Below are 13013 nucleotides of genomic sequence, written 5' to 3' on the forward strand. Positions count from 1 at the left end.
GCGGGGTGGAACCGAGCACCCGGATACAACGTAAACCTGCACCAATCGTGCCAAATAACCGATCGTGCCAAGTGACAGAGTCAGGGCAAACCATGGCGAACCAAGGGCAGAGCGCCGATCGCGGTCTCGAGGGGCTGACTGCCGCTGCCAAAACTGCTGCCGATGCCGAAGGTGCCAAAAAGGGCCTGCCTCCGGTGCATTTGTGGAATCCGCCGTTCTGCGGCGATCTCGACATGCGAATCGCGTCGGATGGTACTTGGTTCTACTTGGGGACGCCAATCGGCCGTCATGCCTTGGTTCGCCTGTTCTCGACCATCCTCAAGCGTGAAGGCGACAAGCATTTCCTCGTCACGCCCGTGGAAAAGGTCGGCATTCGCGTCGACGACGCGCCGTTCATGGCGGTCGAGATGCAGAAGGACGGTGAGGACAACCACCGCGTGCTCCGCTTCCGCACCAATGTCGACGACTGGGTCACCTGCGATGCGGCGCACCGGCTGCGCTTCGTGCAGGCCAGAGACGGTGGGCTGACGCCCTATCTGCATGTCCGCGCCGAGCTCTGGGCCAAGGTCACCCGCGCGCTCTATTACGATCTGGTTGACATGGGTGAGGAGCGGATGGTCGATGGCCAGCCGATGTTCGGTGTCGAATCGGCCGGCGAATTCTTCGCCATGGCCGATGCGGAGCAGGTGAGGGCCGCGCTTTGAACAAGCCTATCTCCAGGAACGATCCCGCCGTGATCGGTGCGGCCGACTTCTTCGCCCGCTCTGCCGCGCGTCTCGGCTTCGACGTTCCGCCCGGACTCTACGATCCCAACATCATTCCGGCCTCGGGCGATCCCGGCACCGACAAGATGCTCGAGATCATCGCGCGCGAGCAGCCGGTGCGGCCGGCGGCGGTCCTGATCGCGGTGGTCGATCATCCCGAGCCGACCATCCTCCTGACGCAGCGCTCGGCGCATCTGAACGACCATGCCGGCCAGATCGCCTTTCCCGGCGGCAAGATCGACGCGACTGACCGCTCGCCGCTCGATGCGGCGCTGCGCGAGGCCGAGGAGGAGGTCGGGCTGTCCAGAGACTTCGTCGAGCCGATCGGATATCTCGATCTCTACGGCACCGGCTTCGGCTTCCGCATCCTGCCGACGGTTGCCAGGGTGCGCCCGGGTTTTGAGCTGACGATCAACCATTCCGAGGTTGATGACGCGTTCGAAGTGCCGCTATCCTTCCTGATGAACCCGGCCAACCACCAGGTGCACAGCAAGGAATTCCGCGGCATGGAGCGGTCCTACTACGCGATGCCGTTTGCCGAACGCTACATCTGGGGCGCGACGGCCGGCATGCTGCGCGTGCTCTATGAGCGGATCTATTCATCATGATCAGACCGATCCTGACCGAGATCGGAATCTTCCTCGTTCCCTTTGCCGTCTATGCGCTGTTCCTCGCCGCCACGCGCTCCGGCCTGTTCGTGCAATCGTCCTGGCCGATCACCATCGTCGCGCGTCTCATGCTGGCGGCGCTCGTGCTGATGATCGCGGGGCTGATCGGGTTTGCGCATTTCTCCGGCGCGGCGCCGGATTCGACCTATGTCCCCGCCCACGTCGAGAACGGCAAGCTCGTGCCGGGCGTGGAAAGATAGGGCCGGCCGATGAGCGCGGTGCCCATGCTCGCCGATGCGCCCTGGCTGATTTCGGGCGGGACCGCGCGCGTCCTGCAATTGCTCAACGCGGATGGCGAGGAGGCACGGGTCGTCGGCGGCGCCGTGCGCAACGCGCTGCTCGGCCTCGTGCCCGGTGACATCGACATCGCGACCACGGCGCTCCCGCACGAGGTGATGCGGCGGGCCAAGAGCGCCGGCATCAAGGCCGTGCCGACCGGCATCGACCACGGCACCGTCACCCTCGTCATCGACAGCCAACCGTACGAAGTCACGACGCTGCGCGAGGATACCGAGACCTTCGGCCGCAAGGCCAAGGTCGCGTTCGGCCGCGACTGGGTGAAGGACGCCGAGCGCCGCGACTTCACGATGAACGGGCTCTCGGTCGACGCTGACGGTGTCGTCCACGATTACGTCGGAGGCATCGCGGATGCGGCGGCGCGGCGCGTGCGCTTCATCGGTGATCCCGACCAGCGCATCGCCGAGGATTTCCTGCGCATCCTGCGCTTCTTCCGCATCCACGCCGCCTTTGGTGCCGGCGATCCCGACCGCGACGGCTATCTCGCCTGCATCCGCGGCCGCGCCGGACTTGCCAGCCTCTCGGCCGAGCGGCTGCGCATGGAGATGCTGAAGCTGCTGGTCGCTCAGGGCGCCTCTGCCGCCGCGCTCGCCATGGCGGAAGGCGGATTGCTGCAGGCGCTGACCGGCGGCGTGGTCTACACCGGGCCGCTCTCGGCGATGATCGCGATCGAGCGCGAGCTCGGCCTTACCGCAAGCAGCACGCGCCGGCTCGCCGCGCTGACGGTCGCTGTTACCGAAGACGCCAAGCGCGTCGCCACGCGCTTGAGGCTCTCCAATGCGGAAACCAAGGCGCTGGATTCGATGGGGCACCGCTGGTGGCGCCTCGCCACGAAGGGCGAAGCCGATGCGCGGCGGCTGCTCTACCGGCTCGGCGCGGAGCGCTATCACGATCGCGTGTTGCTGGGTTGGGCGCGAGCCGGCGGTGACGTCGGCTCGTCGCGATGGCGTGCGCTCGCCGAGCTGCCGCAGCGCTGGACCGCGCCGAAATTTCCGCTTCGCGCCGCCGACTTCATCGCGCGCGGCATGGCGGAAGGACCCGCGCTCGGACATGTCTTGACGCTCGCCGAGGACGCTTGGCTTGCGGCGGATTTTCCCCTAGAGGAAGCCGCCCTCGCTTCCATCGCCGATCAAGCTGCGGCACGCATCAGCCGCGATGAGAGAACGTGACCATCGTCTCATGTGGCGCCGTGGTTCGGTCCCATCCGATATTGCGTCGGTGAGCAGCCGAAGCGATCGCGGAAGCGGCGATTGAAGTAAGTCACTTCATTGAAGCCGCAGGCAAAGGCGATGTCACTCACCTTGGTGTCGTCGTAGCGAACGTCCGACAGCATGGCCCGCGCCTTCTGCAGGCGCAGTTCAAGGACTCGCTCGGAGAATGTCGCGCCGCTTTCGAGCAGCAGATCGCTCGCATAGCGGCGCGACAGCTTAAGGGCATCCGCGATCGCCGTGGTCGACAGAGACGGCTCGGCGAAGCGTTTCTCGATCATTGCGATCAGCTCGCGCTGCCGCGCGGCGCGCAAGCCACGTTCCGCCGCAATCTCCGCGACTTCGCCGCGCGCGCCGAGCGCCAACACGATCAAGTCTCCCAGCATGGCCTTGGCGCGCCGCATCAGCTCCGGGTCTTCGTAGACTTCATCGGCTTCGAGGAGAAAATTGATGGTGCGCTCGAGATGCCGTACCGCCGGATTGGCCGGGTCGAGCAACATGGCCGCGCGATGATCGGCATGCGGAACAAGCTTCAGAATTTGCGCACGAGGTATCGATGCCAAATTCCACGCCGTGAGGCCGTCCGTGAAGCTCGAGACCGGTTGGGCGATGTTGAAGGCGACGACGCTTCCCGATTTCAGCTCGAAGCCCTGGTTTCCCACTGTCCATAATTGCGGCTGGGGGCTGCGATAAAAGCCGACCAGGATGTCATCGCGATCGTTGGCCACGTGCTTGCGCGTGCGCACGTAGTGCCCCGTCGTGGTGGTAAACCGGCCGACGCTCAATTCGCCGAGAAGGACATTCTTCGATGCGGTGTAGAAGGGCTTGTCCTCGGCGTGCTTCATCTCCGCCTTGCCGAGTTGCTCCATCCATATCTCGTGCCACAGCCGGAAACGGACCTTGTCATTCAGGTAGGATGGAAGCTGGTCCGATGAAAATTCTACCTTCGGCATGTCCGTCGATGATCCTCGCGTGCCGGTTCCATTGGTACCATGAGGCGGCGTGAAAGGCATCGGGGTACCTGTCCATCGATGTGATGCAAAAGCGGACCGCTGTGCATTCCAGGTCAAGTTCAGTGCCGGATAGGTCAAGTTTTCGGCTGCCGAGCGTTGCGCCGAAAACACATTCGCCAGCGATCCCACTGCCGTACCGTTTCGATCAAGCCCAGCACCTTCGCGGACAAGACGGCCCAGGCGCGGCCCGGTAGTCATTCCGAGCGACGGACTTATTGGGAATTCATAAACATGAGAAAATCGATCGCGGCCGCTGTTGTTTCAGGCATGATGCTGTCGTCGGCATCGGCAGCCGACCTGCCAGTGAAGGCAAACCCGGTCCCTGTCTATGGCTGGACCGGATGGTACGGTGGCGTGAATGCCGGCTACGGTTGGCAAGACAAGAGCGCGGCTTACACCGGCGATTACTTTGCCGATCCGGTGACGAATCTCGGCGGCGGCGCGGGCACTGTGTTCAGCGATGAGCTGGTGACGAGTTCGTCGCACGGGGACGAAGACGCGGCCGATAATCATCCCGCCTACCGGCAACCTCTTCGCGCGTCCGGCTTCACCGGTGGCGGACAGATCGGCTACAATTGGCAGATCGAGCGCAACTGGGTCACGGGTTTCGAAGCTGACCTGCAATACGCCAACATCAAGGGCAATAGCTTGTTCAGAGCGCCCGATGAGGGCGGTGTCACGCTCTCGGCCGCGTCTTCCCATCAACTCGACTGGTACGGCACCCTGCGCGGCCGGATCGGCTATTTGTTGAGCGATCGCCTCCTCGCTTTCGGCACAGGCGGCCTCGCCTATGGTGGAACGAAGGCACAGGCTGCCATCGCGATCATTGGTCCGCTGGGCTGGAGCGTCGGCGCCGGATTCGCCACGCAGATTTTCTGTCCCGGCTTCACGACCTGCCTCGCGGGCTCCTCGTCACAGACGTCGGTCGGCTGGACAGCCGGTGGCGGCCTTGAATATGCGGTGCTCCCGAACGTCACGATCAAGGCCGAATATCTGCACATGGACCTCGGCCACCAGAACGTGAAGCTGACGGTGCAGAGCCCGGCGACCGGCAATGGCTTCGTCAATGTCAGGTTCAGCAACGCGTACGACATCGTGCGCATGGGAGTGAACTTCCGGTTCTGACGCACTCGCGCCAGCCAAAGCGGCGCTCCATCCGGCGGCCGACTGCTTGTTGACACGCGCCGAAGACGCTTGGCTTGCGGCGGATTTTCCACTAGAGGAAGCCGCGCCCGCTTCCACGCATCAACCGCGAACGGAAACATTGACCATCATCTCGGGCTTCGCCGACATCTCGATCTTCCAGCTCCTGCTGGTCGCGTTGATGGCGTTGTTTGCGTCCGTGATCGGTGGTCTCGCCGGCTATGGCACCGGCGCCTTGATGCCGCTGGTGCTCGTGCCTCTCGTTGGCGCCGAGCCCGTGGTGCCGATCATCGCGATCTCCGCGATCTTCACCAATTCCAGCCGCGCGCTTGCCTATCTCCGTTATGCCGATCGCCGCCGCGCGCTGATCGTGCTGGCCTGTGCGGCACTGACGACAGCGCTTGGTGCCTACGGCTATACCCGCCTCACCAATGCCGGCGCGGCGCTGGTGATCGGCTCCATGCTGATCCTGAGCGTGCCGCTGCGCCGTGTGCTCCGCCGCCGCCAGGTCAGGATCGGCGACACCGGTCTCGCGGCCGGCTCGGTCGGCTATGGCGTGCTGGTCGGCGGCACCTCCGGCTCCGGCGTGATCCTGCTGTCGCTGCTGATGGCCGCCGGCCTCGAAGGCGCCGCCGTGATCGCGACCGATGCCATGATCTCGCTCGGCACCGGCCTCATCAAGATCTCGGTGTTCGGCCTCGCCGGTGCCGTCACCGCGCAGGTGCTCGCCTTTGCATTGTTGATCGGCGCGATTGCCATTCCCGGCGCGTTCCTGGCCAAGGCCTTCGTCGAGCGGATGCCGGTGCACATCCACACCGCGATCCTCGACATCGCGGTGATCACCGGCGGGCTGGTGATGATCTCGGCTGCGGCGAGGCAGCTCATCTAATCAAGTCGGATGTGGCACGGGTCCCGCTGCGGGGTTTGGATAACGCCTCAGGCCTGGTGTGAGGGACTGCAGTCCAGTTCCTTGATCCTGCCGGCGGCGTCAAACGCCAAAAGTGCACTCATGACGCCGGCACTGGTGAGGTAAGAGATAATGGTACCGTCGTTGCGCCAGGGATTGAGATCATCCAACGTGCCTGCCGGATATTTTCGGAGGTGATCGACCCAATAGGCACGCAGTGCCTCGCGCCCGGTGATGGTTTGGCGGCCGGCACAGCCGCAGTGGACCACGGCGTCCTCCGCATGAAGTTCCAAAATCGCTTCGATATCGCCCGCGCGATAGGCATCAAGCCAGTCGACTGCAACGGCCATGGGGTCAAAGGACATATTTTTCACTCACATGCGTCCAAATCTGGTTCAGGCTGGGGAACCACCAAGCCTTCTAAGATTTTAGTATCCCACCCGGCCACGGCCATATGCCGAAGGACATAGAGGACCGGGCCGAGGGCAAGATCGATGTTGGACGCGTCCGCCAGGCAGGGGATACTCAAGCCCATCCGGCTTTTGCTCGTTGATCCACAGCCGATTGTTTTGCAGGGACTGAGGTCGGTCCTCGGGACGCAACCGGACTTCGACGTTGTCGCAACGTCCAGCGATCGGACGAGCTGCCTCCAAGCAATCCGGAAGCTGACACCTGACGTCGCGCTTCTTGCCGACAAGGTGCCGGATCTGACGGTCGCCGAGATCCTCGCGATCGTGAAGGCTGAGAAGCTCTCCACGCGCCTGGTGTTCTTTACCGAGTCCGACACCGACCACGATCTGACTTCCGCCATCGCAGCCGGCGCCTGCAGCGCAATTTCGAAATATGCCTCTCCCGCCACGATGCTGCGATCGCTGCGGCTGATGACGAAGAGCGGTGTGGCACTGGCGAAGTCCGATCTCTCGGCAGCCGGCAAGGAAGCGGACGGCGACGGCAAAGTCGAAAAGATGCTGGAGCTGTTGACGCAACGGGAACGTCAAATCGCACGACTCGTGGCGGAAGGACTGTCGAACAAGGAGATCGCGCGCCAGCTCAACGTGTCCGACGGGACGGTCAAAGTCCACCTCTACAATATTTTCCAGAAGCTTGAGATCACCAACAGGACTGTGCTCGCGACCATTGCGTTGCTGCAACGCCCCTCCGGCCTGGCCGCGCTCTCGCTGGCCTTTCTGGCGTTCGCTATTGCGGACGAACTCAAGGCGTCGGAAGCGAACGACATCTTTTCGGATCGGAACGGCAACGGCCACGCGGACGAGCACGCCGCGTACGAGCCCTGGAAAAAAGGAATTCTCCGGCACCTCGTGGTCTGGGAATCCGGCGAGACGCCGACGCAAGCCCAGAGAGATCTGTTCGCCAAGGCCGCCCAAATCACGAACCCGGCGGCGGCAATGGAAGCGCTGCGCACGGCCGAGCAATCCGGAGGCGCGACACCGTGGACGCACCACGCTCCTGCTGGATCGAGCGCGCCCGATCTTCCTGCGCGCTTACTGCGAGAAGCGATCGACATACAGACCGGTGACGACCCGGCCCCGGAACATCAATTCCCGCGGCTTCTTTCCAATGCGATGTCGATGCACGGAGGATCTGGCAACTTTGCTATCCTCACCGGCGCGTTGATCTACGCGCTGCAGGACCCTCATCTCGCCCCGCACGCGCATGACCTCCGTGAAGCCTCGATCGACAGCATCCTGGCTGTCACCGAAGAGAGTGCGACCACAAAACTGGCTGCGATCACTCATGCTGCCGCCAATCCTGACGACCATTCAGCCCCAAGTTTCCTTTCGCACGATGTCCACCTGTCTTCCGCCGGTGCGACCACTGGCCACGACAACGCCGCTCAAGAAGGCGCTCCGGGCCAAAGGGGCGCGGGCGATGCGGGTGACAATCTTCACAAACCTGTTGGCGCGGACCTTGGTCACGATGCCAGTATCGGCGTAGGCGGCAACGTTGAAAACGTAGTTTTTCGTTCCCCGATCGACTCCAAGTCGACAGCTTCCGACACCGTGTTCGACTTCGCATCTGGGCCGGGCAGGATCAATCTTGCGGCTTTCGGAGCGCTTGCCTGGCTGCATGTGACGGCGGCAGCCAAGTCTATACCGCCACATACACTCGCCTGGGTCTACGACTCCGCAAGCAACGAAACGATCGTCTACGTGAATGCGACCGATCGTGTGCTTGATGTCGGCGATCGCGGCCTGCTGGAAATCCATCTGGAGGGGATTGTATCCATTGCGGAGGCGGATGCCGCCTCCGCGCCGGATAGCGCGGCTGTCGTGGCTACCCTGGAGCAGCTCGAAGCAGTGCTGATATCGGCGACCGAAACCGATGAGACTGTTTCGAGCAAGGACCATGTCCAAACCACTATCGAGGGGAGCGAGAGCTCGCTCGGGACGGCTGGAGCCTGGGCCCTTCTGGCCAACAACGGCTCGGGTTTCCAGTTCGGGCAGGCCCGGACCGGCTTGGGAACGTCAACGAGGTTCGGAAGCTCCACAGACGCGTCGGCGGATGCAACGGAAGGGAGCGATGGTGCGTCCGCCGCGTCGGCTCACGCATCATCCATCGAGCTTGCGCATAGCGCGCCGGCCCCGACAATCGCAAATGTGACATCGAACAATGGGCCGATCAACACAGGCGCCGGGGCTTCATCGACTGCACCGAACGAGATCGGCCAACCCAGCGTCGTCACCGCCGACAGCGCGGGGCACGGCAATTCGCAGCACGCTTCGGACCCATCGACTGAAGCTGGCTCCAAACCGGGCAACGGCGTCGGCAATGGCGCCGAGCATCACGATAAGGGCCCGGAGGCTCCGGGAGGGTCAGCGAAGAAGGCAGAACCAGACGGCGCGGAACACGGCAAAGCCGGGCACTCAAACGCTGCAAAAGCACCGGACGCAGCTGAGACCGATCCGGACGTCGCAACGGCCGCCAACGCGGGTCATGGCAACTCAAAGCATGCTTCGGAGCCGGGGTCTGCAAAGGCGGCAGCCGACGAATCGACTGAAGCTGGCTCCAAACCGGGCAAGGGCGTCGGCAATGCCGCCGAGCATCACGATAAGGCCTCGGAGGCTGCGGGAGGGGCAGCGAAGAAGGAAGACCCAGCGGGGGCGGAACACGGCAAATCCGGGCACTCAACGGCGCCGGACGCAACCGATATCGATCCGGGCGCCGCAGCGGCTGCTAGCGCAGGCCACGGCAACTCGCAGCACACTTCGCAGCCGGGGTCTGCAAAGGCGGCGGCCAGCGAATCGACTGAAGCTGGCTCCGAACCGGGCAACGCCTATGGCGCCGATCATCATAACGCTTCGGCCTCTGACGCTGCGCACGGACCAGCGAAGACGGCAGAACCAGGTGCCGCGGAACACGGCAAGTCCGGGCACTCATCCGCTGCAAACGCATCGGACGCAGCTGAGACCGATCCGGACGTCGCGATAGCCGCGAGCGGAGGTCACGGCAACTCGCAGCACGCTTCAGAGCCAGGCTCTGCAAAGGTGGCATCCACCGAATCGACTGAAGCTGGGTCCAAACCGGGCAACGGCACGGGCGATAGCGGCGAGCATCACGCTTCGGCTTCGCACGCTGCGGGGGCAGTGAAGACGACAGAACCAACCACCGTGGACCACGGCAACTCGGAGGACGAGTTACACTCAACCTCTGCCAACGCATCGCAAGCAGCCGATATCGGAGAGCCGAGCGTCGCAGCCGGCGGTAACGCTGGACGCGGCAACTCGCAACACGTTGCGCAATCTGCTGCAAGTGCATCAGAAGACGCACACCCCGCCAAAGCTGCGGTGGAGACCGGCGACCTCGAGCAAGGAGCGGTGTTCCGCTTCGATAGCGGACCAACTCCTTCTACTCTCGTCGCGGTCGTTGAGCTGAAACAGCTCAATAATACGCTCGATCCGCACGTTCCGCATGGTCAAGCGGAGGACCTCGCCAAGCCCGTCCCTCATGCACTGAACGGACACGCGGACGATCACCGCAACAACGGCGCGCATCAAGCGATTGTACCTGCGCATCATGATTTGCTGATTTGAACTGTGATCGCGATGGCGGCGATGGTCTCGCTCGCCCTGCCATATACCTCGGCAACGATCATCGCTGGACCGCTTGATGGAACTAGCCGTCAAAGGCGCGTTGGCAGATGTGCTAGGAACGATCGAAGGAAAGCCGGATTGGGCCCTAAACTTTTTGAAAGGGCCTCTCATGCGTGCAATCGCGTTCAGCTCCTGCGTAGCAGTCGTGCTATCCATTTCGTCCGCGGTTCATGCGCAATCCGCAACGGCTGATATCAAGTCCAAGGCCCAGCGCCTTGTCGCGCCTCTTGTCGAAAGTCGCGACAGCCGGCTGCAATCGGTCGCAACATTCGAGCATCAGGTGACCGGCGTCACCGTCGCCCCGGACGGCCGCATCTTCGTGAACTTCCCGCGCTGGACGGAGGATACGCCGGTTTCGGTGGCCGAACTCATGCCGGACGGCTCGACCAAGCCATATCCCAATGAGGAATGGAACGGCTGGCGCAACGCGCGAATGTCAGAAGTATCGCCCAATGATCACTTCGTCTGCGTTCAAAGCGTCGTAGCGGACCGGCGCGGATCGCTTTGGGTCGTCGATCCCGCGGCTCCCAATGCCGAGAAGACTGTGAAGGGTGGACCCAAGATCGTCGAGGTCGATCTGAAGTCGAACGCTGTGAAGCGGATCTTTCCGATCGCGGCGGATGTCGCTGGTCCGGCCAGCTATCTCAACGACATCCGTATCGCCCCCGACGGAAAATTCGCCTATTTGACCGATTCCGGTTCGCCCGGCGGCCTGGTTGTTCTCAACATCGAGTCCGGGCAGGCTTGGCGGGTGCTGAGCGAGGATCCTTCTACCCAATTCGATCCGAGCGTCACCGTGATGACAGATGGCCAGCCGTTGCGGCGGCCGGACGGACGGCAGCCCTTGTTCAATGCCGACAGTCTGGCGCTGTCGAAGGACGGCAACACCCTCTATTGGCAGGCCCTGACCGGAAAGACGCTCTACCGGATCGCCACGTCCAGCATCCAGAGTGCGGACGCGGCGGCTCACGCTCGCCCGGAAACAGTGGCAACGACGGAGCCCGTCGATGGGCTCTGGACCGGCGAACATGACGAAATCTATCTAAGCTCGATCGCCGACAATGCCGTCAAGGTCCTCAACCCCAGTGACGGGACCGTGCGACAGCTGTTGACGGATTCGCGCCTGCGCTGGCCGGACACCTTCTCGCAAGGTCCTGACGGCGCAATCTATGTCACCGCGTCGCATATCCAGGATTCACCCTGGTTCCACATGGCCTGGACGGACAAGAACTTCACGCTTTTCAAGTTCATGCCAAGCGACGCGAACACCGTCGGGTCAAGTCGCGAGCCGAACCGGCAGTAAGCGCGCGGCTCGGGAGGCGGCTTAGGACGAGGAGGACAGATGGCCCATTGGGTTGAGCCTGTGGCCGGCACGCTGCTGATGGCACTTGTCCTTGCCGACGTATTCCTCACGGTTCTCTACGCACGCGCCGGCACCGGAATTATCAGCGACCGCCTGGCCAGACTGGTTTGGCTTGCACTGCGCCGGTTTTCCTCGCTCTGCAATGGCAGCCATTTGCTTTCATTCTGCGGCCCGTTGATCCTGGTCGCCTTGCTGCTCACCTGGTCGATTCTGCTCGCGCTCGGGGCTGCACTGATTGTGCACCCTCAGCTCGGGACCAGCATTACAAGCAGCCACCAGGAGACTCCAACCGACTTCGTGACTGCGCTTTACGTGGCGGGAAGCAGCCTCTCGATCGTAGGCGGCAGCAACTTTGGTCCGCAAAGTGCCGGAGCGAAACTCCTGTTTCTCCTGAATTCGGTGATCGGGACGTCGGTCATTTCGCTCACCATCACTTACCTGATGCAGATCTATGGCGCGCTCAGGAGCAGGAACTCGCTTTGCCTCAACATTCACGCGCTTTGCGGTGAGACCGGCGATGCAGCGGACCTGCTCGCGCATCTGTTCGCAAATAACCAGCTGAGCGCGGGCTACAACAATCTGTCCGAGTTGGCCGCGGAGGTCACCGATACCAAAGAAGCTCACCACTTCTATCCCGTCCTGTTCTACTTCCGCTTTCCTGAACCGTTCTACTCCGTCGCCCGGTCGTCACTCATCGTGCTCGATGCCGTCTCGCTGATCCGAAGTGCATTGCCGAAGGACGCCGATTGGCTCAAGCAATCCGGCGCGGTCACCCAACTATGGTCCTCCGCGCTGCTACTCCTTTCCACCCTCAACAACGTTTTCCTGCACGAGAAAGCATCGGCTGAAGCCGACGACCGAGATCGGCAGCTCTGGCGGATCCGGTTCGACAATGCACGACGGCGGCTGCGGCAAGCAGGTATCAGTGTCACCGACGATCTTCCGCATTCGTGCGAATCCTACATGGAACAGCGAAGAAGGTGGGACTCTCTGGTTTGCGTGCTTGGCAATTCCATGGCTTACAGGCCCTCGGACATCGATCCGGCGATACTAAGGGCGTAAACCCCTGCCGTACTTCTCGCCGAGCGCGCCTGGCCTGGTCTCGCGTCTCAGCGACGCGACGCCTTCGGCGGATCAGCCTCATGAGGCGAATTGTTTCAGGGTTGGAGCCGTGAGAGCAGACGTTGTCGATCCTGATCGCGATCTCGCTGCTCCATCCGCATTCGTTCGAGTTCGCCTTCAGCTTTGGCTGTGTCCTGATTCTGGCGCTTCATTTCAATGATCAGCGCCTCCTGCTCGGCGAGCCGCCGTTCTCCTTCGACGACGTCGCGCTCGATCTGGCTCAGCTCATCGTATATCGCCGTCGTGTACATCGCGATCCTCGCGCGGCCGTGCTGCAGAAGGCACGCCGGAGAGTAGTTTTCGCCTTTTCCAGGAGCTTGATCGGGCCGCTTGGTGCGGCCTTGACCAAAGCGCAAGGCGCATGACTTTCAACTCAATCAGCTTCTCGAACGTTCCGGCTGTTTCCATTTTTTCCC

Annotated in this window: 12 protein-coding genes; 9 read left to right on the forward strand and 3 right to left on the reverse strand. The window is 62.7% G+C overall.

The features are described from left to right. Positions 1 to 92: 92 nt before the first annotated feature. The 4 genes from AC0L21_RS16215 to AC0L21_RS16230 are packed head-to-tail and all read left to right on the forward strand — an operon-like array spanning position 93 to position 2898. Positions 93 to 704: a DUF1285 domain-containing protein gene (locus tag AC0L21_RS16215; protein ID WP_473262826.1), complete on the forward strand. Its 612-nt coding sequence runs from the start codon at positions 93 to 95 to the stop codon at positions 702 to 704. Beyond that, positions 701 to 1372, forward strand: coding sequence for a CoA pyrophosphatase (locus AC0L21_RS16220; protein ID WP_027568565.1), 672 nt, complete (start codon positions 701 to 703; stop codon positions 1370 to 1372). Before AC0L21_RS16215 ends, AC0L21_RS16220 begins: the two co-directional genes overlap by 4 nt. Next, on the forward strand, positions 1369 to 1632 hold the full coding sequence (locus AC0L21_RS16225) for a DUF6111 family protein (RefSeq protein ID WP_473262827.1): 264 nt from the start codon (positions 1369 to 1371) through the stop codon (positions 1630 to 1632). The genes AC0L21_RS16220 and AC0L21_RS16225 overlap by 4 nt, the downstream gene beginning before the upstream one ends. Before the next feature lie 9 nt (positions 1633 to 1641). Then, positions 1642 to 2898 (forward strand): CCA tRNA nucleotidyltransferase, encoded by a 1257-nt coding sequence (locus AC0L21_RS16230; protein WP_473262828.1) that lies wholly within the window; start codon positions 1642 to 1644, stop codon positions 2896 to 2898. A gap of 8 nt (positions 2899 to 2906) precedes the next feature. On the opposite strand, the gene AC0L21_RS16235 is transcribed toward AC0L21_RS16230, so the two are convergent. After that, entirely contained in the window at positions 2907 to 4148 is a 1242-nt protein-coding gene (locus AC0L21_RS16235; RefSeq protein WP_473262829.1) for an AraC family transcriptional regulator, read from the reverse strand. Positions 4149 to 4181: 33 nt separating this feature from the next. Here AC0L21_RS16235 and AC0L21_RS16240 point away from each other — a divergent pair, with 33 nt between their 5' ends. Together AC0L21_RS16240 and AC0L21_RS16245 are read left to right on the forward strand one after the other, a co-directional pair. Continuing rightward, positions 4182 to 5075 carry an outer membrane protein gene (locus AC0L21_RS16240; protein ID WP_473262830.1) on the forward strand — a complete coding sequence of 298 codons (894 nt, stop codon included), beginning with the start codon at positions 4182 to 4184 and terminating at the stop codon, positions 5073 to 5075. A gap of 139 nt (positions 5076 to 5214) precedes the next feature. Beyond that, positions 5215 to 5982, forward strand: coding sequence for a sulfite exporter TauE/SafE family protein (locus tag AC0L21_RS16245; protein ID WP_473262831.1), 768 nt, complete (start codon positions 5215 to 5217; stop codon positions 5980 to 5982). A gap of 47 nt (positions 5983 to 6029) precedes the next feature. Here AC0L21_RS16245 and AC0L21_RS16250 read toward each other — a convergent pair whose 3' ends face one another. Continuing rightward, positions 6030 to 6365 carry a nuclear transport factor 2 family protein gene (locus AC0L21_RS16250; protein WP_473262883.1) on the reverse strand — a complete coding sequence of 112 codons (336 nt, stop codon included), beginning with the start codon at positions 6363 to 6365 and terminating at the stop codon, positions 6030 to 6032. Positions 6366 to 6494: 129 nt separating this feature from the next. Between AC0L21_RS16250 and AC0L21_RS16255 the strand changes: the two genes are divergently transcribed. The 3 genes from AC0L21_RS16255 (at position 6495) to AC0L21_RS16265 (ending at position 12537) form a co-directional block, all read left to right on the forward strand. Further along, a complete protein-coding gene (locus AC0L21_RS16255) occupies positions 6495 to 10052 on the forward strand; it encodes a LuxR C-terminal-related transcriptional regulator (RefSeq protein ID WP_473262832.1) in 3558 nt (1185 codons plus the stop codon). A gap of 169 nt (positions 10053 to 10221) precedes the next feature. Further along, positions 10222 to 11415, forward strand: a complete 1194-nt coding sequence (locus AC0L21_RS16260; protein WP_473262833.1) for an L-dopachrome tautomerase-related protein — start codon at positions 10222 to 10224, stop codon at positions 11413 to 11415. A gap of 39 nt (positions 11416 to 11454) precedes the next feature. After that, positions 11455 to 12537, forward strand: a complete 1083-nt coding sequence (locus AC0L21_RS16265; RefSeq protein WP_473262834.1) for a two pore domain potassium channel family protein — start codon at positions 11455 to 11457, stop codon at positions 12535 to 12537. Positions 12538 to 12632: 95 nt separating this feature from the next. Here the strand turns inward: AC0L21_RS16265 and AC0L21_RS16270 are convergent, their stop codons facing one another. Next, positions 12633 to 12848, reverse strand: coding sequence for a hypothetical protein (locus tag AC0L21_RS16270; protein ID WP_473262835.1), 216 nt, complete (start codon positions 12846 to 12848; stop codon positions 12633 to 12635). Between the last annotated feature and the right edge of the window lie 165 nt (positions 12849 to 13013).

The sequence above is a fragment of the Bradyrhizobium sp. WSM4873 genome (genome assembly GCF_055811355.1).